Origin of the sequence: Ralstonia sp. UBA689, assembly GCF_002298975.1 — a bacterium.
In the GTDB taxonomy this organism is placed as follows: Bacteria; Pseudomonadota; Gammaproteobacteria; order Burkholderiales; family Burkholderiaceae; genus Ralstonia.
On the sequence record NZ_DBMV01000024.1, the window covers coordinates 194582 to 219208 of the forward strand.

At 60.3% G+C, this 24627-nt stretch carries 24 protein-coding genes; 8 read left to right on the forward strand and 16 right to left on the reverse strand.

Features of this window, described 5'->3' with window-relative positions:
- Window positions 1–4: 4 nt before the first annotated feature.
- Complete coding sequence (locus B4F51_RS12135; protein WP_414706753.1) at window positions 5–1759, reverse strand: MASE4 domain-containing protein; 1755 nt, start codon at window positions 1757–1759, stop codon at window positions 5–7.
- A gap of 430 nt (window positions 1760–2189) precedes the next feature.
- On the opposite strand from B4F51_RS12135, the gene B4F51_RS12140 reads away from it, so the two are divergent.
- Window positions 2190–2636, forward strand: a complete 447-nt coding sequence (locus B4F51_RS12140; RefSeq protein ID WP_296225793.1) for a GNAT family N-acetyltransferase — start codon at window positions 2190–2192, stop codon at window positions 2634–2636.
- 692 nt (window positions 2637–3328) lie between these two features.
- Here B4F51_RS12140 and B4F51_RS12145 read toward each other — a convergent pair.
- Complete coding sequence (locus tag B4F51_RS12145) at window positions 3329–5293, reverse strand: S8 family serine peptidase (protein ID WP_296225795.1); 1965 nt, start codon at window positions 5291–5293, stop codon at window positions 3329–3331.
- 195 nt (window positions 5294–5488) lie between these two features.
- On the opposite strand from B4F51_RS12145, the gene B4F51_RS12150 reads away from it, so the two are divergent.
- On the forward strand, window positions 5489–5731 hold the full coding sequence (locus tag B4F51_RS12150) for a hypothetical protein (protein WP_414706754.1): 243 nt from the start codon (window positions 5489–5491) through the stop codon (window positions 5729–5731).
- A gap of 75 nt (window positions 5732–5806) precedes the next feature.
- Here B4F51_RS12150 and B4F51_RS12155 read toward each other — a convergent pair whose 3' ends face one another.
- The 6 genes from B4F51_RS12155 to B4F51_RS12180 all read right to left on the reverse strand — a co-directional run bounded on the left by B4F51_RS12155 (window position 5807) and on the right by B4F51_RS12180 (window position 11884).
- Complete coding sequence (locus B4F51_RS12155; RefSeq protein ID WP_296225797.1) at window positions 5807–5959, reverse strand: hypothetical protein; 153 nt, start codon at window positions 5957–5959, stop codon at window positions 5807–5809.
- Between the two features lie 30 nt (window positions 5960–5989).
- Window positions 5990–7156 (reverse strand): DUF4382 domain-containing protein, encoded by a 1167-nt coding sequence (locus B4F51_RS12160; protein WP_296225799.1) that lies wholly within the window; start codon window positions 7154–7156, stop codon window positions 5990–5992.
- A gap of 556 nt (window positions 7157–7712) precedes the next feature.
- Entirely contained in the window at window positions 7713–8684 is a 972-nt protein-coding gene (locus B4F51_RS12165) for an FAD:protein FMN transferase (protein WP_296225801.1), read from the reverse strand.
- Window positions 8665–10881, reverse strand: a complete 2217-nt coding sequence (locus tag B4F51_RS12170) for a PepSY domain-containing protein (RefSeq protein WP_296225803.1) — start codon at window positions 10879–10881, stop codon at window positions 8665–8667. Before B4F51_RS12170 ends, B4F51_RS12165 begins: the two co-directional genes overlap by 20 nt.
- An 8-nt stretch (window positions 10882–10889) precedes the next feature.
- Window positions 10890–11357 (reverse strand): DUF2271 domain-containing protein, encoded by a 468-nt coding sequence (locus B4F51_RS12175; RefSeq protein WP_296225846.1) that lies wholly within the window; start codon window positions 11355–11357, stop codon window positions 10890–10892.
- A 68-nt stretch (window positions 11358–11425) separates the two neighbouring features.
- Window positions 11426–11884: a PepSY domain-containing protein gene (locus tag B4F51_RS12180; RefSeq protein WP_296225804.1), complete on the reverse strand. Its 459-nt coding sequence runs from the start codon at window positions 11882–11884 to the stop codon at window positions 11426–11428.
- A 143-nt stretch (window positions 11885–12027) separates the two neighbouring features.
- Here B4F51_RS12180 and B4F51_RS12185 point away from each other — a divergent pair, with 143 nt between their 5' ends.
- Window positions 12028–12687: a response regulator gene (locus B4F51_RS12185; protein ID WP_296225806.1), complete on the forward strand. Its 660-nt coding sequence runs from the start codon at window positions 12028–12030 to the stop codon at window positions 12685–12687.
- A 2-nt stretch (window positions 12688–12689) separates the two neighbouring features.
- The gene (locus B4F51_RS12190; RefSeq protein WP_296225807.1) at window positions 12690–14021 is read left to right on the forward strand and encodes an ATP-binding protein; all 1332 of its coding nucleotides are present in this window, start codon (window positions 12690–12692) and stop codon (window positions 14019–14021) included.
- A gap of 26 nt (window positions 14022–14047) precedes the next feature.
- On the opposite strand, the gene B4F51_RS12195 is transcribed toward B4F51_RS12190, so the two are convergent.
- The 7 genes from B4F51_RS12195 to B4F51_RS12225 all read right to left on the reverse strand — a co-directional run bounded on the left by B4F51_RS12195 (window position 14048) and on the right by B4F51_RS12225 (window position 22330).
- Window positions 14048–14584, reverse strand: a complete 537-nt coding sequence (locus B4F51_RS12195) for a hypothetical protein (protein WP_296225809.1) — start codon at window positions 14582–14584, stop codon at window positions 14048–14050.
- Between the two features lie 225 nt (window positions 14585–14809).
- The gene (locus tag B4F51_RS12200) at window positions 14810–15979 is read right to left on the reverse strand and encodes an efflux RND transporter periplasmic adaptor subunit (protein ID WP_296225811.1); all 1170 of its coding nucleotides are present in this window, start codon (window positions 15977–15979) and stop codon (window positions 14810–14812) included.
- Window positions 15976–18345 (reverse strand): ABC transporter permease, encoded by a 2370-nt coding sequence (locus tag B4F51_RS12205; RefSeq protein ID WP_296225812.1) that lies wholly within the window; start codon window positions 18343–18345, stop codon window positions 15976–15978. The genes B4F51_RS12200 and B4F51_RS12205 overlap by 4 nt, the downstream gene beginning before the upstream one ends.
- Window positions 18339–19043: an ABC transporter ATP-binding protein gene (locus B4F51_RS12210; protein WP_296225814.1), complete on the reverse strand. Its 705-nt coding sequence runs from the start codon at window positions 19041–19043 to the stop codon at window positions 18339–18341. The genes B4F51_RS12205 and B4F51_RS12210 overlap by 7 nt, the downstream gene beginning before the upstream one ends.
- 483 nt (window positions 19044–19526) lie before the next feature.
- On the reverse strand, window positions 19527–20054 hold the full coding sequence (locus tag B4F51_RS12215; protein ID WP_296225816.1) for an aspartate carbamoyltransferase: 528 nt from the start codon (window positions 20052–20054) through the stop codon (window positions 19527–19529).
- 57 nt (window positions 20055–20111) lie between these two features.
- A complete protein-coding gene (locus tag B4F51_RS12220; RefSeq protein WP_296225817.1) occupies window positions 20112–21389 on the reverse strand; it encodes an MFS transporter in 1278 nt (425 codons plus the stop codon).
- An 80-nt stretch (window positions 21390–21469) separates the two neighbouring features.
- On the reverse strand, window positions 21470–22330 hold the full coding sequence (locus B4F51_RS12225) for an MBL fold metallo-hydrolase (protein ID WP_296225818.1): 861 nt from the start codon (window positions 22328–22330) through the stop codon (window positions 21470–21472).
- 82 nt (window positions 22331–22412) lie between these two features.
- Between B4F51_RS12225 and B4F51_RS12230 the strand changes: the two genes are divergently transcribed.
- From B4F51_RS12230 to B4F51_RS12240, 3 genes are read left to right on the forward strand one after another with little or no spacing between them, the layout of a single operon-like run.
- On the forward strand, window positions 22413–22751 hold the full coding sequence (locus tag B4F51_RS12230; protein WP_296225819.1) for an ArsR/SmtB family transcription factor: 339 nt from the start codon (window positions 22413–22415) through the stop codon (window positions 22749–22751).
- On the forward strand, window positions 22745–23179 hold the full coding sequence (locus tag B4F51_RS12235) for a YeeE/YedE family protein (RefSeq protein ID WP_296225821.1): 435 nt from the start codon (window positions 22745–22747) through the stop codon (window positions 23177–23179). Before B4F51_RS12230 ends, B4F51_RS12235 begins: the two co-directional genes overlap by 7 nt.
- Before the next feature lies 1 nt (window position 23180).
- Window positions 23181–23612, forward strand: a complete 432-nt coding sequence (locus tag B4F51_RS12240; RefSeq protein ID WP_296225823.1) for a DUF6691 family protein — start codon at window positions 23181–23183, stop codon at window positions 23610–23612.
- A 25-nt stretch (window positions 23613–23637) separates the two neighbouring features.
- Here the strand turns inward: B4F51_RS12240 and B4F51_RS12245 are convergent, their stop codons facing one another.
- On the reverse strand, window positions 23638–24069 hold the full coding sequence (locus B4F51_RS12245) for a DDE-type integrase/transposase/recombinase (RefSeq protein ID WP_296225825.1): 432 nt from the start codon (window positions 24067–24069) through the stop codon (window positions 23638–23640).
- A gap of 93 nt (window positions 24070–24162) precedes the next feature.
- Between B4F51_RS12245 and B4F51_RS12250 the strand changes: the two genes are divergently transcribed.
- Window positions 24163–24477 (forward strand): DUF1153 domain-containing protein, encoded by a 315-nt coding sequence (locus B4F51_RS12250; protein ID WP_296225827.1) that lies wholly within the window; start codon window positions 24163–24165, stop codon window positions 24475–24477.
- Window positions 24478–24627 lie beyond the last annotated feature (150 nt).

Sequence of the window (24627 nt, forward strand, 5' to 3'; positions counted from 1 at the left end):
ACACTCACACGGAATGCGCCCGCACGTCCAACTGAGACGTCGGGGCGTGTCGTTGTCCGGATGCCGTTGTTTCCGGGATCGTGAGTTCAACAAGCGTGCCTGCGCCAGGCGATGACTCGATGCGCAGCCGCCCCTGCACAAGGTAGGCGCGCTCGCGCAAGCCAATCAGCCCGAACGAATCGCTCCTTCCCGCGCTCGCCTGGTCGAAACCCACGCCGTTATCCCTGACGGATAGCACCAACTCAGGCGCGCAATAGGAGAGCCTCACATGTACCAGGCTTGCTTGCGCATGGCGCGCGACATTGGCAAGGCATTCCTGCATTGCCCGGTATACGGTCGTTGCGTAGGGTTCGGCCAACTCGAATTGACTGGGCACGATAGTCAACTCACATTGAATTCCGTATCGCCTCTGGAAAGACTGGATGAGCCACCTGCAGGCAGGAACGAGCCCGAGATCGTCAAGCATGGGCGGCCGGAGATCCGACGCAATGCGCCGCGTTGCCGCAATCGCGTCATCCAGCGTCCGCTCCATCAGGGCCACACGCTGCGCGAGCGACTTGCTGCCGCCAGCGAGCTGGTGTTCGAATAGCTGCATATCGACCTTGAGCGCGGCCAGCGACTGGGCGAGCTCGTCATGCAGTTCCCTCGCGATGCGACGTTTTTCTTCCTCCCTTGCTGTTGCGCTGACCGATGCCATCTCGCTGAGCTCCTCACGCGCGCGTTCGAGAGCCCGCTCGACACGCTTTCGGTCCACAATCTCTTGCCGAAGCTCTTTGTTGGTTGCCGTGAGTTGGGCGGTGCGATCAACAACGCGCTGCTCCAGCCGCTCGTTGGCTTCATTCAACTGTCTGGTCTTGTCCTGCACGTGCTGGCGCTCCCTACGCTCGCCATCCAGGGCCTCCACAACCCGAGCATAGAGCTTGCCGTTTTCAATAATCAGCACGACCAGGACAAACCCGGAAGCGAGCAGCCCATATGCTCGCCCAACGTAGAATCCGACATCAAATCGGCCATGATTGAAGACCGCTGAAAGCGCCATGTCGAACACACACGCCACGGAGACAACCATACACAGGAGATGCAGCAGCGAGCGCCTTCGATGCTGCCAAAGCACTGCTACGGCAAGCAGGTTGAGCGCCCACACGATGCTTACCGTCTTCAGCATCCCGCTCGTGTATGTGTTCCCTTGCATGATCTCGGGCAGCAAGTCGTGCCCAGCCGACGCCAACGCCGTCAATCCGCAAGCCAGAAGAAACGCGAATCCCACAAGCACCAGTGCGGGACCGCCCACCCTTGGCTTCTGAAGGTACGGCGTTGGCCCCTTCTCAGGCAGAGCGGCGAAGCCGATAACAGCAAGCGAAAAGCCCCCATGCCAGAACATGTAAAGCCATGCTGTGGTTTGCGGACCTGCTCCGAGGAGCCCGGTGGTGGAGAACAGGCCCGGAAAACTGAGCATGTGCGCCACAGCCATGGATGCCGTGAAGAAATAGCCGAATGACAGAACCAGAAGAGCAGAAGATCGCAGCATGCTGAACTGGCCAATCAACAGCGCCGCAGTGACGAGGTCATTGATGACGACCGCCGACTCGTACACCGGAATGAATCCCCAGACTGCTCCCAACTGAACTTGTGCAAATGGCAGCACTGCCGCAAAGATAGCTGCGGAGGCAACGATCACCATCGTGGCTAGCCTGTCTTGGTCAGGCCGGGGACGGAGCGTCGATAGGAAGATGCGAGGCGTGCTCGCTGAATCGTTCAAGGTCACACTCCCCAAGGTGGGTAGCGACGTCCATCGCAAGTGGATGGGCTAGTGAGCACTTCAGATAGTTTGGCTAAAGTGCGGTAACCGTCAAGACGGAAATCGCCGGGCCAGAGGCTAAATGGCGCAACACCGCGCCGCAGCATCAAACATGACGCTTGCTAACGCTGAGTACCCTGTCAGGTAAATCTGACAAACAAGATTTGACGTCCGACATGCAATTCGTCCACGGCTCCTTACGCCCAACTGACCAGACCACTATTCTGATCAAACCTTGCAACAGGTTGAAGCCTGTGGAGTGCAGTCGAATCCTTCCTTCCAACGAGTAAGCGCCGGATTTAACGATGTTGCCGGTGGCAGTCGCATCAAAACATACCGAAGCGCCCAGGCCTGTTGCAACAGCGAAAGCGCTTCCAGGAGACCTGTCAACATGCAAACCGACGATGTTCAACTGCGTCAGGCAGATCAAGCCGATTCGCACGAGATTGCGGCACTCCTCAAGAATTGCGGACTACCATCAGACGATATTCCACGGACCATTGACACCTTTCACGTCGCGCTAGACAAAGGTCACATCGTTGGGTGCGCTGCATTGGAACAAAAAAGAAACTCAGTTCTTGTCCGCTCGACTGCTGTCGATCCTTTCTATCGTGATCGTGGCATTGCCGGCAGGTTGATCGAGAGGCTGCTAGTACGGGCACGTGGAACAGGCGCGCGCGAGGCCTATCTCTTGTCCACCAATGCCCCGGCCTATTTCGCCCGCTGGGGTTTCACGCTATTCCCCGCAGAGAAGGCACCAGCCGAGGTGAAGGCATCGGTAACGTTCCAGAATGCCTGGCACACGGCTGCGGTGTGCATGCGGTGCGAGTTGCGATAGCGCGGCACCATCGTCTTTGAACGCGAGCCTTGCTGAAGACTTGGCGCAATCGAATCTATGAATCTATTGGTACTAGCAAGGAGCTGCCTCTGTGGAACTTGCGGACAGGCTATACCGATTTGGTAACCAACCTGCCCCGCCCGCTGGCACAAGGCAACTGTTTTTCGTACCCCCTGCAGGCGGCGGTGTGGTATCCGCCGCCTTGCCGGTTTGCATCTAAGTACACTATTTGAGCGTGCTCGCATCCACCCACTGGTACCCCAAGCCAGTAATGCCGCTCACCAGGCTCTGGAAATCCTGGAAGGCGTTGGAAGCGGCCGTCACAACGGTGTCCATGACAGAAATGAGGGTAGTCCGGAATTTCTCGTGTCATGGCGGCCTTCTGGGCAACTATGCGAGCTGCACAGTTTGGAGAGCCGAGCAAAAATCGCACCAAGTCGGCTAAAGGCTCGAACGCATTACACCTGAGAGCTTTGGCTGTGGCGCTTCTTCAAAAAAACGCCGAAACGGATTCAACCGTGAAACAGGCTGGTTTGATCTTTTTGCCTATGTGCATTCAATCCTAGCTCGCCGATCAAAGATCGTTTGTTGAACCCCGCGGTTCTTTAGAGCTGCAACCTGCGTTCTCGCGGTAGGTACATCCGCTCCCAAGCATTAGCACATCACGCAGCCGCCCCTACAGCGCCAAGCCATCAAGCTCTCGCGACGCCCCGCCGACGCGGCACAAACGCAGCCATCCCCGCCACGACAAGCAACATTGAGAGCGGCAGACTCACCGTGCCGCCTCCGCCGCTGCCAGAAGACGTGCTTGTCGTCGTACCGCCAGAGGTGCCCGTTGACGACGTTCCTGTTGACGGCGTTCCTGTTGACGTGGGTGCGGCCGCAGCAACGCTCAAGGTGACGCTATCTGTGGCTGTCGCGCCAGCACTGTTGGTAAGCGTGACATTGAAGCTGTATGTGCCTTGGCTCGGCGGCGTGAAGACGCCGCTGATGGCGCCATTGGCATCGGGGCCACTCGATGTCACTGTCACTGCAGTCCCTGCGGTCTGATTCCAGACCACGCTTGTAACGCCGGTTTCGAAGCCGGGGCCGCCGACCGCAGAGAGCGTCACTGCGGCATTTGCGGTCGCCCCCGCGGCTGGTTTGGCGGCGTGGAGTGTCGGCTTACCTTGTGTTTGCAGCAGCGCAGAGACGCCGTCCAGCATGCCACTGCCGCACATGCCTGCATGTGTTGCACAGTACGTGCCGGCAGGGAATGGCCTGGACGACTGTTTGAGCAACGTCGCTACCTGATCGGGCGTGAGCGTCGGCACGAGCGCCAGCATCAGGGCTGCCACACCCGAGACATGCGGCGTGGCGAACGAGGTGCCCGCGCCTTGCGCGTAGGCGTCGGTGGTCGGCCCTTGCGTACCGTTATTGAACAGCGAGGGGATCAGGCTACCGTTGCCCGGCAGCACCATGCCGTAACCACCGCCGGGGGCGCTCAGTGTCGTCTGAGCGCCGACGTTTGCGTAGGAGGCCCTGTCGCCGTCGATGGTATGTGCTGTCACAGCAATCACGCCCGAACAGTTTGCCGGCGAGTCCACCAGCCCTGCCTCATTTCCCGTGGCGACGATCACGCTTGCGCCCAGCGCCCGCACCGCATTGACCCCCGCCTGTTCGGCGGACGTACAGCTTCCGAAGCCGCCCAAACTCATGTTCACGATCTTTGCAGGGATTGTGTTGACTGGAACGTTCTGCACGGCACCGCCGGCTGCCCACGTCATTGCATCGATGATGTCGGAGCTGACGCCGCCGCACTTACCCAACGCTCGCGCCATCAGCACGCCGGTTGCCGGTGCAATGCCCGCGATGCCGATCGTATTTTGCTGGGCCGCAATCAGGCCGGTGACAAGCGTCCCATGCCAGTCGCTGTTCGTCGCCGCGCCACAAAACGTCGGGTAGTTTGCCGCGTCGGAACTACTGACCCAGCTGCCAGGGTCTGAGGGATCAGCATCGCGGCCCTGCTCGCTTCCATCGTTCTCCACGAAATAGAGCGGAATGGACAAGCCGGTCTTCGGATCTGGAGTACCGGTCATTGCCTTGCTGCTGACAAAGTCGTAACCGGTACGGATGGCGGCCCCCGACAGATCCGCGTGGGTTGCGATCAGTCCGGTATCCACAATGCCCACCGTCACCAGGGCCGAGCCCTTGGTGGTGCCCCAGGCATTCGTGATGTTGGCCCCGCCGGCCGCCGTGCTCGTTGGCATGAGGTTCCACTGCTGGCTGAATAGCGGGTCGGTTATCGTAGCGGCCGGGCTCATCTTCCGATCGGGCGAAACATAGTCAAATTGACCGCTTGCCTCCATGCGCTTGGCGACGGTGGCCGCATCGTTCAGCGACATGGCTTTGGGCAACATGACGACATGGGCACCCGTCGACATCGGGCGCTTGTAACCCAGCGGCAACTGCGCCGTGGCGGCCCAGCGCTGCGTGGCGCTTGCGACGTCCAGCGTGTCTGCCGCGCTCGTCCCGCGCTCCTTCACGATGAGTTGGGAAACCCACTGCGGCTGCACCAGGGCTTGTGATTTATCCGCTGCCCGCGCGTGCAACACGGCCACCAACGTGCATGCGGTCAGTACAGCAAGGCTGAGTTTTTTGTGCTTCATGATCGACATTGAGAAACGCGGACTTCCAGAGTCTTCATTTCGGCACCTTCGAAGGAAACTTGACAGCCGCTACGTCGAAGTCGCATTCCTCACTCGCATACGTACGTGCGCGAGACGAGGTTATGTTTTGTCGCACTGGCACTTCGCTTGCGTAACATGCACTCCATGGAATCGACTTGCCATTACCAAACAGAGCAGGCGTATATGAACAAAACCCAACGGCTCGTAACAGGTGTCATGGTCGCGCTTTGCTCGACATCGGTTCCCGTGCTAGCCAAGGGCGGTGGCGCCGGTGGCGCATCGACGGGACACATCAGCAGCCAGGGCATCACCAACTCCAATGGCTCTGACTCGGCTGATCGGGACAAGGGCCGCGCTCGTGCGGCAGATCGCGCGCGCGAGCATGGGAAGTCGCAGACGCGCATGCATTCGGGCAAGTCAAAGTAACTGCTGGCTGGATAGCTGCGAAAAAGGGCCGGTCCTCGCGACCGACCCTTTTCCTTTCTGCGCGTAGCCTCGCCGTCAGCAGTTGCCTTTCTTGGCCTGGCCCGGCGGGCAGAAGCCATTGCCAGGACCACCTTGCGGCACGGCGACCACGCCCGCATCCGGGACGTAGACCGCGCACCCGCCCAGTAGCGACATGCCTAAGGAAAAGATCAACACAAGGTTCTTCATGGTCAGGAAATGCCGATGTGGCGTTGGTGGTCAGAAATTGAAATTGATGCCAGCCTGATTGCCGGACGCAACATTGGCCGGAGCAGTTTGAACGGCACCCGTCGAACTGGTGGCCTGAATCGTGTATGCACCGGCGGTGCCTGCTGAAGCCAGTGCAATCGGCAACGTGGTGCTATAGGTTCCGGCCACCGGGGTGGCGGCGGGCAGATTCATGCTGTATCCGCCTGTGTTGAGATCGGCATTGGTCGAGGTGATTTCGTACGACGCCGACCCGATCGTCTGCAGTGCGACCAACGACGCCTGTGCCGCGGCGGTGGTCGTGCCGGAGGCAGTGCGGGTCACCGATGCCGACAGCGTAATCGGCTGGGCCGAGGTGGAAACCGCGGTGGTCGCGCTTGCGGTCACGGGCACCGCGCGGATGACGCCGGTAGCGTGCCCGCCAGCCGGGTTGTTGTCGACGATCACGACGTCGTAGTTGCCGTTGGTCGAACTCTGCACGAGTGGCGACAGGGTGAACTGCCCGGTCGAATCCGCCACGGTGCCCTTGATCACGACGCCGTTCTGCTCCGCATAAACGGTGGCACCAGCCTGGGCAGGCGCCACAAAGCCGGCGATTGCGCCGCTCACCACAGTCGTGGTGGCTGTGACCACTGGTTTGAGCCGGTAGTTGCCGTTGCCCTGGGTGACGATCGACTTGCAGGCGTTGAAATCGAGCACCAGGTCGACCAGCGTATTGGGCTGCACGGTGAATGGCTGGATGATCTTGTAGCCGCTCTGCGTGGCGCTGGGAGTTGCCAGCGGTTGCTCTGTGCCGCCAGTGGGCACGACCGAATTAGCCAGCGTATTGCCCTGGTTCGCGGCAAGCACCAGTCGAATCTGCTGGTACTGCCCAGCCGGCAGAGGCGCACGTCCCAGATCGCTCAGGACACCGTTGGTGAGGGAAAGGAGATCGATCTTCTGCGGCGTCTGCAGTGTGACGTCCGTCCAGCCGCCATCGGTATCCGCCGCAGTCGAACTGGCGTTGACGCGCACTTTGTTGACGGTGACATAGACATGGTCGTAACCACACGACGGCGCGTCGGTCATCGAAACTTGGAGAGTGCCGGTGCCGGTGCTGGTGCCATCGCCACCCCCACATGCGACGGTAAGCAAGGAAGCTGGAACGGCCAGCAGCAAGCCTTTAAGAGATGGTTTCACAGCGTGTCTCCTTTGTAGTGAAGGCGCCGCCAGCTTAGCGCCGTCAAATGATCGCACTCTGCATAAATTGCAACGACATGTAACCATGTTGAGCAGTCGCGCATCGCCACATCCGTTGCCGAAGACCGTATGCAAGCGCCGTTATGCGATGCGGTGGCGAGTTCGTCACTACCTCATTTCTAGTAATCGCTGACGACAACGTTTGGGATTGCGAACTATCCGCCGAAACCGCCCGCATCCCTCACTCGCGGGCGCTGGTCTACACCACCGCAATCGGATGATCAACCTAAAGCCTATTCACACGGCAGTAGGCATCGCAACCGACTGCTGACGTGATAGCGCAACGCCGGCCGGCCATACTGGGTTGGGGGTGTGCGAAGCTCAAGCGCTACGCTCGCCGTGTGTCATATCAATACCCACATGCCCAGTCGCAGCGTGTATGGTCGGGGCGACGAGTGATTGCGGCCCTTTAAAGGCTGAAACGGGATATTCTTGCGCGACCTGAGATTGGCTGCACAACGCGCTACACCCAAGGCGCCACCAGCCAGTCTGGCCGTCACCTCTCGGCGAAGCAGCCGATACCAACCGCCCTCAAGCCTTCGCGCTCTCGCACGAGGAAAAGCGCATCCAACTGTTTGCGGCGAGCGAGTTCCAAGCCTTCCTCAGCGCCCAGTACCATCAATGCAGTTGCGTACGCATCGGCGTCCATGCAATTGCTTGCGAGCACAGTGACAGACGCAACGCCGTTGCTTAAGGGCGCTCCTGTGCGCGGGTCCATCGTGTGTGAAACACGCTGGCCATCGTATTCACACCAATGGCGATAATCACCCGAAGTCGCAATTGCAATATCGGTGATCTCAATGACGCACAGCGGCTCCCTGCGCTCATATTGCGGCCGCTCGATGGCGATCGCCCAGAAGGCGCCGGATGGCTTCGTGCCTCGTGCGCGCATCTCGCCATCGATTCCGACAAGCCACGACTGAATGCCGTGGCGGTTCATGACGCGACCCAGTTCGTCGACACCAAAGCCCTTCGCAATCCCACACAAATCGAGCGCCACAGAGGCACGTTTGCGGGCGCGACATCGTATGGCATCGACTTCGAGCAACTCGTCTGCCGGCCGGCGAGGCCCTGCAGACAACGCGCTTGGCGTATCCGAGATATCAGCGTCGCGCGGACCAAACCCCCACCGGCTGACTACATCGCCCATATCGACGTTGAATGCGTTGCCGCTTTCACGGCCAATTTCGATCGCGCGCGCAAGCACCGCCGCGAGGTTGGCCGAAATGGGAACCCAAACACCAGGCTCAGCCAGATTCAGCCGGGAGAGATCCGAGCAGGCTTTCCAGTTCGACATCTCTCGATCGACCGCCTGCACCGCACGATCAAGTTCATCGGCAAGCAAGGCGCGATCAACATCTGCGCCGGCATAGCACTGCGCGCTATAGCGCGTGCCCATCGTTTCGCCGTTAAACGTGTAATGGTGAAGATCGCGGGCGTTCGAATATTCAATAGACGTCTTCGACATATGCCCCCCTCAATTTCAGGTCATTCACGGTCACTCCAGAACCCGCCAGAATGCGCTCCCAGGCCTTTGCAACGCCTCTTGCCATCTCTCGCCCGCCACACACCATGACGTGCGCGCCTCGCGCCACGAGCTCGCGCAGCGTTGCCGCATCCGCAAGAAGTCGCTCTTGCACGTAGGTTTTTTCGGTTGGGCTCGAAAATGCGGTCGTCAGCGCGGTCAGGCGTTGCTTGCCGACAAGTTCCGCCAATTCCTCGTCGTACAGGAACGCGTCGCCAGATCGCCGTGCGCCAAAGTACAAATGCATCGGGCGCTCGGCTGCGTTGTGCCGGATGAACCCCACGAACGGACCGATGCCGGTGCCAGCGCCAATGAGGATGACCGGCGCCGTGCCAGTTGCCGGCCTGAAAGCCGGGTTCGTCCGGATGAACGCCTCGACGACATCCCCAGGTGCAAGGTTTGTCAGGTAACCGGAACACAGCCCTTGCGGATGCCTGCGCACGCAAATCTCGATGAAGCCGTCTTTCGACGCGCTGGCGAGCGAATAGAATCGGGGCACGGTATCCCCAGGGGGCACGACACCAACCAGATCGCCCGGCTCGAACGACGGCAGGTGCGAACCAAGCAAGCGTTGCCGGAACGAATCGCCCTTCGGCACGCGCACGAAGCGCAACACCGAGGTGAAGGCGCCGGAATCGGTGCCATAGTCTTTACGCTCGACAAGGCGAAGGCCGAAGGTGCGCGGTAGTGACGGCCGGTAGTCTACGTCGAGTTCCGCGTTGAGTGCGGCGCTCAATTGCTCGGTCCACTTCCTGAAGGCGCTCTCGGATTGACGATCGACTCTTTCGAGGTCCACCAACGCATGCATGCCCTTCTCGCTCAACGCTTCGTGCACCTTCTGTGCAAATCCGCAAAACTGCGGGAATTGACGATCGCCGAAGCCGAGAACGGCAAATCCCATCGACGCAGAAGCGTCCATGCGAGCCAGCTTACGCAGGAAATGCGCGGCGTTTGACGGTGCGGCACCATCCCCGTAGGTTGATGTCAGCACGATGAGGCGCTTTGCATTTTTGTAGCTCGACGACACATCATTCATCGACGCCATGTGCACCCGAAAATTTGCTCGCGTGAGCGCTTGATGCAGGGCCGTGGCAAACGCCCACGTTGTGTTTCCCTCGCTTCCGACAAGAACGACGGTGTCCGCTTGGCGCGTGGTCGCGTTGCCGACGATCTTGGGCGTGGCACGGCGACGCAATGCCCACAGCCACACACCACTGACAGCCAACACAGGAACCGACGCGCTCGCAACACCTAGCAGAAGCGCCAGCCACCACATTCCTTCTCCTGTGTGCAGCATGTACACGGTTTCGTGAAATCGCTGCCACGCGTCGTTATTTCGCCAGGCAAGGGATGTTCCGCTGGAAGGATCGACGTAGCCCGCTCCCTCCGACGTTGTCAGCGCATAGAGGTCTCGCGGATTCTGCGGGTCTGGAAATGTCAGCTCGCGCAATGCGGTCGCGTCCACGCTCTTGAGCGTGGCAAGCCGGCTAACAGGCAGCGGTGCGGGCGTAATCGCGGACGCCGGGTACGCAAGCTCTGCCGCACCCCCTTCCGGGAGCACACCGAACGTCGTCAATGACATCACTACTCCGGTCAGTGCCGACAACGTCAGCCCGACCAGCGCGACACGCGCGATCTCGTTATGGATTCGCTGCAGGCCGCTTCCACGGATGCGCCCCAAGAGGCGAGTCCAACCGCCCATGCGTCTCGCCAGCAACGCGAGGCCCGAAGCGCATAACAGCAGCATGAAAGCCGCACCCACACCAGCAACTGCGCGGCCCGCATCGCCCAGCAGCAGCTTGCGATGCAGGTTGGTCACCCAGCGCATACCGGCCGACGGCGCGTACGGCCCGATGGCTGCACCCGTCGAAGGATCGATGCGCTGTGCAGCGAGCCCGTCTGCCGCCGAGTAATAGACAACGATGTCGCCCGACGGCTTGCGTGCAATTTTTTCGACGCCGGGGATATTCGCCTTGACTCGGGAAGCGAGTGTTGCGACGTCAAGCGTGCCGGAAGCCGGCTGGACAGCGGCCGCGCGGTCGATGGCGGGCTTGACCGACAGCACCGCCCCCGAGAGCGCCATGATCGTCAGCACGATCGCGGCGATCAATCCAGGCAATGAATGAAGCTTGCGAAGCATGGCAATTCTCAGAGCGTGTAGCGAAACGACTTCACATAGCCGCGGCCTTTGACTGGCTTTGCAGCCCCGGATGTTGTGAGCGGAACGACAACCTCGGACGGGTTCTCGTTCATCTTCTCCACAGCCGTATCGATGTGAATCTCGTAGCCGGCGTCGATGAGCGTATCGGCGACGTCGAGCGTTGCCCGCAGCGTCCTGCCAGCGCCAACGCTCGCTCCCGTGATCCCATCGAGCCTTGCCCCGCTGCCTGCCATTCGAGACCAATCACGCAAATGCTTGTAGTACTTGGTCTTGTCGCCAGCCATCCAGAGCGTGCCCTGATAGCGGCCCGCACGGTCGGTTACGTACATCACGACATAAGCGCCATCACCACCGTAGTTGCTCAGTTGCGTCTCAAACGTGACCGGACGTGCTGACGCCATCGATGGCATCGCGAAAACACCGGCCAGCGCCGCAATGGGGAGTGCGTATTTCACTTTCATGATCTGTCCTCTCGGAGTTTGACGTGATGGCGATGACGTCGAGCGACGCCCGGTCGCTCTGTCTAGTTGATCTGAACCTGCGGCTTCGACCCAGGCTTCACAATGCCCCCAGCCGGTACCGGGTCACGCTGCTGGTTGCCGGTGGCGCCTCTCGGCTTGGTGGCGTCAATCGAGCTCCCGCCTTCGCTGTCGCGATCTCCGTGCTCATCGCGTCCCTCATGGCGGCTGCTGCCATCGGTCTTGAACCGGGTGATTGCGAACGTGGCAGGATTGACCTTCGCCTTGAAGCGCCGACCGTCACGATCGACGCCACGGATTTCGTAGCAACCGTCATCGGTCCTGACTTTGCTGACGGTCCAGCCTTGCGCTTTGGCGAGCGCATCGAGCCCCTTGATCGGTTTCCAATCGGCAAGCGGCACGTTGCAGTCATCATCGTCTGCCAGTGCAGGTCGAACGCCTATCACGCAAGCCCCGACAAGAGCTGTGATCGCAAAGCCTTTCAAAAGTGGGTGGCGGGTCATGGATCGTCTCCATTCCTGTTCGTTTTGACAGGCTCCACAATGCTGCCCCGACCTGAAGCCAACCTTGCGAAGACGAAGATTTTTCTTCATCCTCGCGCAAGGTTGGGATGTCAAAGTCTTCATAAACGTCACCAGGAACGAACATGAGAGTGCTGCTGATCGAGGACGACCCCTTGCTCGGACAGGCGGTATATGAGCAGATCATTCGAGACGGGCACTCGACGGATTACGTCACGACGCTCGGAGAAGCTCGGCGTTATGTAGCGGCGGCAACTTACGATCTGATCCTGCTGGACCTTCTGCTGCCCGACGGCAAGGGAATCGATTTCCTGCGCGAACTGCGCGCAACCGGCTCGCAAGTCCCCGTGATCATCCTCACAGCACTCGATCAGGTCGCAAACCGCATCGCCGGGCTGAATGCCGGCGCTGACGACTATCTCGTCAAACCGTTCGACCTCTCCGAGCTGTCTGCGCGTGTCAACGCCGTTGGACGACGCTACGCCGGCAATCCCAATCCGCTCGTGATGCTGCACGACCTAGAGATCGATCTGGTCGGTCACAACATTAAGCGAGGCGGACGCCATGTTCCGCTCACGGCCAGCGAATGGGCCCTGCTTGAAGCGCTCATCCAGCACCCAGACATGATCGTTTCAAAGGCACAGTTGGAAGAGCGTTTGTATTCGTTCAATGCCGAAATTGGCAGCAATACAATCGAAGTCCACATGAGCCGGCTGCGCAAGAAACTGGGCTCGGATCTGATCGAGACCGTGCGCGGACTCGGCTATCGAATCCGGCAGGACTAGCGATGTTGCGCAGCCTGCAAGCCCGTCTTGCTGTCATGCTGGCGCTTGGCCTGGCGGCACTTTCACTGGTCGCCGCATTCGCGGCATTTCACGTCTTGCGTGAAGAGATCGACCGCATATCGGACAGCGCATTACAGGAAACGGCGCAGCGCCTGCTACCGCTCGCCGTGATGGAGATTGTTGCCCGGGATGAACAAAGCCGTAACGAGCAACGCATCCCGGCCGTGCGCACGCATCACGAATTGCTCACATACATTGTGCGGGATCAAACAGGAAAGACCATCCTGCAGTCTCACGATGCGAACCCGGCGATCTTTCCACCGAATCCGGCATCGGGGTTTATGTCGACGGCCTCGCACAGACTCTACTCAGAAACGGTACTTCAGGGCACCATGTCCATTGTCGTCGCGGAGCCGTTGGCGGCGCGCCGCGACGCCACCATCATGGCAGCGCTTTCCGTGGTACGGCCGCTCGCGCTGCTGGTTCCGTTTGCCCTTCTAGGCGCGTGGCTGATCGTTCGCTTCGGGTTGCGTCCGATCCGTCGATTTTGCGACGACATTGCCGCGAGAGGTCGCGACGATCTGAGCCCCTTGGTGGATGCGGGCATGCCAACGGAAATCATTCCCATTGCGGACTCGGTCAATGATCTGATGCAGCGCCTGGATCGCGCGTTGACCGCCGAGCGCAGTTTCACCGCAAGCAGCGCACACGAGCTTCGTACACCCATTGCAGCGGCACTCGCACAAACGCAGCGCTTGATTGCGGAATCCCAAGGCACGTCGATCGAGGTGCGTGCCAGAAACGTCGAGACTTCATTGCACACACTCGCTCGACTGAGCGAGAAATTGATGCAACTGGCACGAGCGGAAGGTGGCCGAGTGCTTGCCGATACGCCTGCGGATTTGCGACCGATCCTCCAGATCGTCGTTGACGATATCCATCGTGCTGAGCGGTCGAGTGTCGTTCAACTGGCATTACCCCAAGAGCCAGTGCTCTCGCAGATCGACCCCGACGCATTTTCAATTCTTGTACGCAACTTGCTTGAAAATGCGTTAAAGCATGGCACCCGCGCCGAAGCGGTTCAGGTTGAGCTTTCCGCCGAAGGAAGGTTGACTGTCACCAACCGCAGTCCGGTCGTCCCGGCGGACACGCTTTCCAGATTGATTCAACCGTTCGAGCGAGGTGTCACGACTGCCAAAGGAAGTGGTCTTGGTCTCGCGATCGTTCATGCCATTACGCAAGCGGCAGGTGCACGCCTTTGCCTTCGCTCACCGGCGGAGGGCATGGCCGATGGCTTCCAGGCGATTGTTGACGGCTTGGCGACGGGCGCATGAATTTCACGCAATGGAGGATGGCCTACTCACTTCGCAGGGGGTTGCTCCCTCCAATACTGCTGGTTCCACATCATGTTATTCATCATCTGCTGCTGCATGTTCACGTACTGATCCATCATGTACTGGCGCTGACGAAGCTGCTCGGGCGTGAGGTTTCGGTAATAGCCACCCATGCGAGACCAGCCCCCACCACAACAGCCAGGGCCACCGCCACCCATCATTCCCGGCCCCATCATGCCGGGTCCCATCCGGCCATACCCCATCATGCCGGGCCCCCAGAGCGCATGCATTGCGGCCATGGTGTCGCGCATGGTTACCCAATGCTGCTGCAGAAGCTGCTGTCGCTGCTGAGGATCCTGGGTCTGGCGAATCTGGTCCATCTGGCTCTGCATCGTTTTCATCCGTTCCTGGATCAGCGCAAGCTGCTTATCGAACTCGGCAGTGTTTTGCGCCGGCGCCGTGGCGGCCTTCGTCGGCTGTGCGGCCTGCGCAGACACACCCAATGGCAACAGTTGCATTCCCGCAGTCAGGCCAATCGCGACGGTGAGGAGGAGCTTTTTCATGGCATGGACTCGAAAAAGAGAAGGATTTGCTCACTCAGAGAATTCTCTGAAGAACAGTTGAACAGTTCTATCTTTGTTGTCTGGCCCTCCCGCGTATTGATCTACGTCAGGTCAGGCTTATAGCTGGCACCAATGTCGATGGCTGACGTGACAAGGACCCTGTGGTTCCACTGCTGCTCCGGCAAGAATGCCGTGGTGGCAGCGACGTCTCCATCTGCTGCCCGGCTACTTCCGTGGACGCACTTTCATGTTGTCGCCCAGTGTCGTTGGCGGATACAGGACCACGGTTTCGTGATCGCGGAGTCCGTCCAAGACCTGCGCCTCTTCGGAATTTCGTTGCCCAATCTGAATGCTCCGGCGCACAACCCGTCCATTTTCGACAACGAATGCGCACCAACGCTCACCACACCGGAACAACGCGCCAATCGGCAATCGCAGCACATCCGGCCGGTCCCAGATGACAACTCTGCCTTGCACGCGATATCCGTCGTTCAGTTTTCCGGGTGGGTCGACAAGGTCTGCCACAACATGGACCCGCTGCTCTTCGACCCCGAGGGCGGACACCTTGGTGAACGCTCCTGGGCCAACAGTTCGCACGGTGGCATTCATCGCCAGTGGCCCGCCCCATTCCACCATCGACACACGCATGCCGGGGCTGATCTTGACGGCATCGGTCGACAATACGTCGACGACCAGTTCATAGCGCGACGGATCTGCCAGCAGCATGACGGGGGTGCCGGCAAGCACCACGCGCTCACTCTGCTGTTCGATGCGCAGTAGCACGGTATCAGTCGGAGCACGAACTTCGACCGGTTGCCCAGCTTCCAACGCCTTTAGATTGGCCATCGCAACGCGCACGTCCGCTGCCGCGGATGTCTCTCTTGCGCGCGCGGCAGCAAAGTCGCTGGCGCCAGAGGCCACGGTGGTGCGCATCTGCTCCACTTCCTGCCTTGACAAGGCGCCACTGTTCAACAGCTTCTCACCCCGATCCAAGTCTCGTCGTGCCTGCTCGTAATCGGCCCGGGCGTGAGCGGCGCGTGCCTGTGCCTCGCGAAAGACTGCCTCTGCCGCGTCAACACGCGCCCGTTGCCCCGCACTCTCTCCGGGTGTCATTGGCACCGGCACAAAAATGGCGATCACCTGTCCGGCCTGAATGCGATCGCCTTCATGCAGGTCCACGCGCAGAAGTCGCCCAGTGATTGGCGCGGTGATCACATAACGGTCGTGCGCACGGATTTCGCCGTCTTCATCAATCGTGACCTGCAGTGGCCCCCGCGTGACGAGCCCGGTATCGACGTCCACAGGCGTTGGCCAGAACGCGTACGTGAGCACCGCCGCCAGCGCAAGCACGGTGGTGGTAACGGCAAGCGACTTGCTGAGAGCGCCTCGCTTCATGATTCCCTTGCCTTGAGCACGGCAACGATATCCAGCCGTCTAATCTTCAACGCCACGAGCAACCCTGAACACGCGACTGCGCCCGCTGCTACGACAAAGGCGTATGCGAACGTCGATGCGTGAACCACGAGCGGAAGACGGTACAGGTCGGTTGCAAGCCGCGTGGCGAGAAGGCCGCACACACCGTATCCCAGCAAGAGACCTGCTGGAGACGCAATGGCGGCGAGTACAAACTGCTCTCCAAGCAGAATCCAGGCAACCTCGCCTTGCGTGAAGCCGAGTACGCGCAGGGATGCCAGTTGCTGAACGCGTTCCGAGTAAGCGATACGCATGCCATTGAACGCGACGCCAAACGCAATCACACAGGCAAAGGCGAAGTTAATGGATGTGGAGAGGCGAACGCTCTCGTCCATGATCTTGCGAAAACTGTCGATGACAGACTGGCGGACTGCCACCGCATTCACAGCGGGCAGGCGTTTGAGCGTTGCATATAGGCGTGTAAGGGCATGCCCATCGACAGACAGCCTCGCTCCCGACCAGTTTCCACTTTCTCCAAGGAGGTTCGCCAGCGCTTTCTGGTCCATGTAGGCGGCGATGCCGACCAGATCGCCGGAGCGCCCTACCAACGTAACCTGTCTGATTTGACGCTTTCCCTCCAACACCTCGACCGTGATCTTGTCGCCTGGATGCACGCCAAGAACATCCGCAAGTCGGTCCGAAACCAGCAGGCCATCTGGCGGCACTCGCAACGGTCTTCCCTGGTCATCGACCAGCCGGTGCAGACTCGCCGCTTGAGCGACTCCGCTCAGCGAGACTTGGCGAGACCGATACCCCGCGGAAAGCCTGACCGGAACATCGCGAAATGCCTCGACCTTCAACACGCCGGGCAAGCGCTCGATTGCGTAGATGGCGCGATGCGATAGCGGTTGAGAGAACGCAACCGTCACATCCTGGCGTTCGATTTGCTGAAATTGAATGTCGAACAGGTAGTCGATTGCGTCAAAGAAGAAGCCGCCGACCACAAGAATCGCGCTCGCGCATGCGATGGCCAGAGCGCCCAGGAGTGACTTGACGGGCTGGCGGGCAATATTGCGCACTATCATTCGCCAGACCACGCTCAACCGTCGATATAGCCCGATCCGTTCTGCCCAGCCGACCGTAAAGGCCGGCGGCGCAGCGGCGCGAAGCGCGTCAACCGGCATCAGCCTGATTGCCTTTGTCATGCTTGCCAGCGCACCCACAACCGCAGTCGCGAAGCTCACCAGAAGCGCCCAGACCATGATTGAAGCGTCGGCTCGAAACTCAAGGTGAGCCAAACGATAGTATTTGGCATAGAGGTCAGTCAGGTACGTCCCCAACACCATCCCGCCGCCAATGCCAACGGCTGCGCCCGCCGCCGCAACCACGCACGCAAGCTGCAGGTAATGCAGGCCGACCGAGATATCCCCATATCCGAATGCCTTCATCAAGCCGATCTGTGTGCGTTGCATGTCAATCAGCCGGCTCAGCACGTTCTGTAGCAGAAACATGGCAACGAGAAAGAAGATGGCGGGCACGTAGGTGGCCGTCACACGGTTCTGTGCGATCTCGTCGGAGATGAATCGGTTTGACACCTGATTCTCCCGGCCGATTGCGCCGAGCCCGCCGTACGGCAGCAACGCGTGATCGACCTGCGCGATCACGTGCGGCGCCGGCACGCTGCCATCGAGAGACAGCGCAAGATCATTGAACGCGCCATCCATGCGGAACGCCGCCGACACGGCGTTGGTTCCCATCCAAAGGACGCCGTAATGGCGATTGTCCGGGAAGATGGAACCTGCACCTGCCTCATACACATATTCTGGCGAGATGGCGATGCCAACAATGTGCAGGCGCTTCCATCGCCCGTTAAGAATGGCGCTGAAGTGTTTGCCCGGCAGCAGACCGTTGGCATCCGCAAACGCCGCGCTGACCAGAACCTCGTCGTCTCGACCCGGCGCAACATAGCGGCCGCTTTGCAGATGAAGCAGATTGAGCGTCGGCCAGCCGAGCTCGGGGATCGAAACGATATGCCCCGTGGCGGGTTCAACGAGGCCGGGTATATCGACCGTGACGTCCGACACCACTCGCGCCTCCACACGAGACACGCCCGGTAGCGCGGCGATACGCGAGGCGGCCTCCAATGGGGCGCGCTTCAAATGCACGAAGAGGTCGGCAAACCGGTACGACGCGTAGTATTCCTGCTGCGCATTGAGCAGCGCCAGGTATGTGCTGCGCATCGCGACAAACGTGGCGACACCGCATCCGACCACCAATACGGCTGCCACGACCTGCGCGCGCATGCGCCAGAGGTCTCGCCAGAGCAGCCGGACAAGCGTGCTCACCATGCCAGGTCCTGCGCACGGGCACGTTGTGCATTGTGGCGGTGCTCGACAATGGCTCCGCTGCTCATGCGTAAGACACGATCCGCCATGTCGGCGATCACAGCGTTGTGTGTGACGACGACAATCAGGGTGCCAAACTCGCGGTTCACCTGCTCCAATACCTCGAGCACTAGTCGCCCGGTCCGGAAATCCAGCGCACCAGTCGGCTCGTCGCACAGCAGGACGTCCGGCCGCTTGGCGACGGCTCGGGCGATTGCAACACGCTGCTGTTCCCCGCCGGACATCTGCGAGGGAAAGTGGTCGCCCAACGCCCCGATGCCGACCATGCTCAGCGCGGTGTCGGGATCAAGCGGGCGCTCTGCTATGTCTGTCACCAGCGCGATATTTTCGCGGGCGGTCAGGCTGGGAATCAGGTTGTAGAACTGAAAGACGAATCCGACGTGTTCGCGCCGGAAACGGGTGAGACCTCGCTCCCCCGCCGCCGAAAGATCGTGGTCGCGATACACGATGGAACCACTCGTTGGTGTGTCGAGCCCGCCCATCAGGTTGAGCAATGTGGATTTGCCGCTGCCCGAGGCTCCCAGCAGCACGACGATCTCACCGGAAGCGAGTTCCAAGTCGACCCGATCCAGAGCGCAGACGCTCACGCTCCCCATTGGGTAGACCTTGCTGACTGCTTGAATGGTAAAGACCGTTTCCACAACACACCGATCCGCATAGAGAATGCAAGCGCATGTCGGAGCGACGCATTGAGCAATGGTGGGCGCGCTGGAAGAAGCCACAGCCGACAACTGTGGTCAGCAGCAATCCCTATCTCGTCGCATCTCTCCTGAAGCGAAACATGGGCACGATTTGCTTACTTCCCTGGCATCAGCGCGTCAGTAGGGCAACCCCTCTTTGATAGGCAGGGAAGGATCCCGCGACCACTCGTTCCACGAACCGAGATTTGTCTCGATGAGTACCACCGGCTTCGTTTCCATCAAAGCCGCCAAGTCAGTATGGGAAATGAGGACTCTTTCGTGCATGACCGGCCTCGCCGCTTCATGAACAAACGAACACGGGGCGCAAGCGCCTATGCAAAAACTCTAGGCGAGGTGGGAGCGTCGATGTTGATGTCCATCAATCTCGGGTACGAGAGCCGTCAGTCAGCCTCGCCTTCGCCCCAACTTGTCCATCTCGCCGACCTATTGCGTCATGAGCGCGCCATGATGATGGCGATGCTCCTCGCCAGCCATGGCGTCGTCCCCGTGGTCTGAAATCTGAGCATCGAACCAACTGTGCAGCGCAGCTACGAGCGACTTGTGTTCGGTACGGTAGGTCAATTCCGCTCCGGCATCGACTTCCCTGTACTGAATTTCGATTTGCCCAGGCTTGGCAGCCTCTAGCTCGGTCAAGCCGGGCATGGCTGAGCCATGGATATGCGTGGGGCCTGAGAAATCGCCTTTGACGAACTGCGCTTGGATGGCACGCAGATGCTCGCGCACCAATGCAGTCTGCCGTGCGTCGGCAGGATTCTTGGCAATAACGCGCTGAATGCCACCACTTTGCGTCTTGATGAAAACGTGCGTGGTGTCCTTCAAGTTGAACGGCATGACGTCAGCGCTGCGATTGACCACTTCGGCCCGACGCTGGGCATCCGCTGCATGCGTTCCGCTTGTTAAAGCGAAGGTGGCGAGGAGGATCACCACGAAAACCTGGTTGAGACTCTTCATTCTGGTCCTCAGACTGTAGATGTCATGGGTAACAAAAGGGCCGGTAACGACGCTTCATCAGCCCGCCGGGTTCAAACGCGGATGCGTCTCTTCGCCCCACACGTAGAGCAAGAGCCCCGACAAGAACATGGCGCCGGCAACGAACCAGAACGCGCTTTGAATACTACCGCCCAGCGCGGCAGCAATGCCTAGCCCAAGTCCGCCAATGCCATAGCCCAGGTCACGCCAGAAGCGATAGATGCCAATGGCCGAGGCTCTCCAGTTCGGATGTGCAATGTCCGCAACGGCTGCGCTCAGGTTCGGATACAGCATCGCCATCCCGAGCCCAGCGATTGCCGCAGCGATACTCCAAGACGTTGAGCCTGCGGCAAGCGGCATGAGCGCGACACCACCACCGCAAATCCACATGCCAAGTGTGTTGAGCCGGTGACGGCCCAGTCGGTCCGACAACCTGCCGGTGAAGAACTGCGCAGCGCCCCACGTGAAGCCGTAGACGCCCGCAATCCAGCCGATGCCTGGCAAGCTCACCCCGTGCTGATGCAGATAGACAGGCCAAAAAGCCCAGACCAAGGCATCGACGAATTTCTCGACCATTCCCGCTTGGCAAAGCGCCGCCATTCGCCGGTCCCGCCAGGTCATCAGCGCAAACATCTCTGCGGTGGTCGGCTGGGGGCCCACCGCCGTGGGATATTTCGGGCGCAGCGCGGGCGCGCCTGGAGTCGCGTGACGCCTCGCTTCATCGTGAGCCCAAGGGAGGGTTTCAGCGATGGACAGCCAGGCGAGAACCGTAGCCAACCCAATCACCACGCTACCGAACCACAGCAAGCCTTGGCGCGGCCCCAGCATGGAAGCGAGATACCCGGTAAGCACACCCGCCAGGGCAACACCGACGTAGCCGGAGAACTCATTCAGGCCAATGACCAGTCCGCGCTGGTCCGCACGCGTGATGTCGAGCTTCGCGGTCTGTGTCATAGACCAGGTCAACCCTTGGTTGATACCCAGCAGGATGGTTGCGAACACAACCCACGACCAGTTGTGCGCGAAGTAGACCAGAGGGGAAATGGGCGCGGCAATGAGCCATCCGAATAGCAGGACGCGCTTACGGCCCATCCGCTCGGCCAAGCGCCCTGCGATGAAGTTCATCGCGCCCTTCACAAAGCCGAATGCCACGACGAATGCCACCAGCAGCATGAACGACCCACGCGGCACGCCGAACTCGGACTCCGCCAGGGCGGGCACGACGTTGCGCATCATGCCAATGGTCAGGCCGACAAGCAGCACCTGCAGCAACTGCTGCAGGAACTGACCAAGATTCGCTCTGATGCCGAATTGCATGCTTATCTTTGCCCTCTGTGACTCGCGACGCAACCGCTTCCTCGCCTCCAGACGATTCGGAAAATGGCGCGACGGTCGCCCTAGACGGCGTTGAGCGGGATTTTCAGATAGCGCAAACCGTTGTCTTCGGGCGGCGGCAGCTCGCCAGCTCGGATGTTGATCTGAACCGATGGCAGAATCAGCGTTGGCATCGCCAGGGTCGCGTCACGTGCCTGCCGCATGGCGACAAACTGTTCCTCCGTCACACCGTCATGTATGTGGATGTTCCGAGTTCGCTGGTCATCCACGGTCGCCTCCCAAGCCGGACCGCGCCCTTCTGGCGGATAGTCGTGACACATGAAAAGCCGGGTTTGGCTCGGCAAGTCCAGCAGCTTGCGGATGGAGCGATACAACTCGTGCGCATCGCCACCCGGAAAATCGCAGCGCGCGGTGCCGACGTCCGGCATGAAGAGCGTGTCTCCAACGAACACGGCATCCCCAATCTGATAGGCCATGTCGGCAGGCGTGTGTCCTGGCACGTGAATCGCCTTGCCGGTCAAGCCGCCGATGGCGAACGTCTCACCGTCTTCAAACAGGTAGTCGAACTGCGACCCGTCCAGCCGGAACCCAGGTTCGAGATTGAACAGCTTCTTGAACACCCCCTGCACGCGGCGGATGTCCTGACCGATGGCGATACGGCCACCCAGATGACGCTTGAGATAGGCGGCGGCGGAAAGATGGTCGGCGTGCGCATGCGTCTCGAGAATCCATTCAACGCTCAGCTCATGCTCGCGCACGAACGCAACGACTTTGTCCGCACTTGTGGTCGAAGTCCTCCCCGACTTGGGGTCGTAGTCGAGCACGGAGTCGACGATTGCGCACTCGGAACGCCCCTGCTGGTACACCACGTAGGTCACCGTCCAGGTTGCAGGGTCGAAGAACGGCTGGATGATCGGTTGCATGCACATCTCCTTGTATGCGATTCACTCTATTCACAATAGTATATTTTTCAATATACTATCTTTATGTAAATTGTAGGTGCCCATGGACCAGCCGCACGCCATCATCGACCTCACCACCATGCAGGCCGCAGCGACGAATGCCTGCGCCCTGCTCAAGGTGCTTGCCAATCCGGACCGCCTCCTGCTGATGTGCCGCCTTTCCCAGGGCGAGTTGCCCGTCGGCGAACTGGAGGACCAGCTTGGTATCCGGCAGCCTACGCTGTCGCAGCAGCTTGGCGTTCTGCGTGACAACGGCCTGGTAACGCCTCGCCGCGAAGGAAAAAGCATCTTCTATTCGGTGGCGAGCACGCAGGCGCTTGCCGTCATGACTGTTCTGTACGAGCAGTTTTGTGCCAACACTGACCAGGAGCCGACATGCTGATCGACCTCGCCCACTTCACGCCCGCCCTGTCGCTAGTAGGTGGACTCATTATCGGTGCGGCAGCTGCCGTTCTTGTGCTGTTCAATGGCCGCATTGCCGGCATCAGCGGCATCCTGGGTGGGCTGCTGAGCCTGCCACGCAACGACATGGCTTGGCGCGTGACCTTCCTAATCGGTCTGGTCGGCGCCCCTGTCATTGCGAGCCTACTCGGCAGACCAGCGATCGCGGATATCCAGGCAGGCTGGGGCGAGATACTGGTCGCCGGTTTCCTGGTGGGCCTTGGCACTCGCTACGCCAGCGGCTGCACGAGCGGCCACGGGGTCTGCGGTATCTCGCGCGGCTCGATCCGCTCGCTGGTTGCCACCTTGACCTTCATGGCGGCTGGCTTCTTGACCGTCTTCGTGCAACGCCACCTGATTGGAGGCTGAAATGACTGCGATTGCCGCATTGCTCGCTGGCTTACTCTTTGGCATCGGCCTGATGATTTCCGGCATGGCCAATCCAGCCAAGGTACAGGGCTTTCTCGACCTGGCTGGGCGTTGGGATCCGTCTCTGGCCTTCGTGATGACGGGTGCGATTGCCGTCGGTTCGCTCGCTTTCCTCATTGCCAAACGTCGCAAGCGCTCGTTCCTGGGCCTGCCTGTGCAGTTGCCCGCCAGCACGGTCGTGACATGGCGGCTGGTGCTGGGTAGTGCCGCGTTTGGCGTTGGCTGGGGCTTGGCAGGCTTTTGCCCTGGCCCAGCGCTCGTGGCCTTGGGCGCGGGCTACCCTAAAGCTGCCGGCTTCGTGGCCGCCATGCTCGCAGGCATGGTCGTGTTTGAGCTTATCGAACGGGCGAAAGCCGATATGCAGCGCGCCTAGGTTCGCCACGGGCGAGTCAACGGAACTAGGCGCTGTGGTCAGCGTCATCCTGGCGATGATCGGCGCACGCGGCGCCATCCTCACGGTGCCTTTGCTTCTGTTTGTTCTGCACCTGAACCTTGCTGAGGCGGCACCGGTTGCCCAGCGTACCGAACCGGGCGATCAACGCATGTTCCAACGCGCTCGACGCCGTGGTGGCCTTCCCGCTGCGCGACAGATGCCAGCCGAGCAACTCCCGCGTGTGGCAGTCGATCACCAGCGCCAGCGTCGCCCAACCGTCTCGTCCTGCCCAGACGCGGCACATATCGGTTGACCAGCGCTCGTTCGGTGCGGTGGCCACCGATGGCATGGCCTGAACGCGCCGCCAGAAGCCGACCGGGCGTTTGCGAACCTGCCAGCCCATCAGTTGGAAGATGCGCTGCACGGTGTTCTTGTTGAACCCCAGCAGATGCACCACCGTCCGGTAGCTGAACGACGGCGACTCCTCAATCATCGCATTGATGTAATGACCCAGTGAAAACCTGCTCACGTCACAATAGGAGAAAAGACGATGAGCACGAAGATGGAAGAAGACATCAAGCGATGGACGGCCAAGCGCAAGAGCGCGCTGGTGCTGGACATCATTCAGGGCAAGACGACGGTAGCGGAGGCCAGCCTAGCCTACGATCTGTCGCCCTCCGAGGTTGAGGGCTGGGTGGACGATGGCAAACGCGGCATGGAGAACGCACTGCGAGCCAACCCGCTGGACCTGAGGGAGCAGTACGAGCGGCAGATCAAGGATCTGCAGGAAGCGTACGGCGAAGCCATGCTGGAGCTGCGCGCCAGAAAAAAATTGCAGTCCATGCTGGGCGAGGACGACAAATGATCGAGACGATCCGCCAGGGACTGAAAGCTGACGGCATTACCATCTCGATCTCGAAGCTGTGCCGGTGGTTCGACGTACCGCGCCGCACCGTGTATTACCGGCCGGTGAAGGCGGAACCGAAGGTCCAAGCCCGCTTCGCAGAGCCGATCA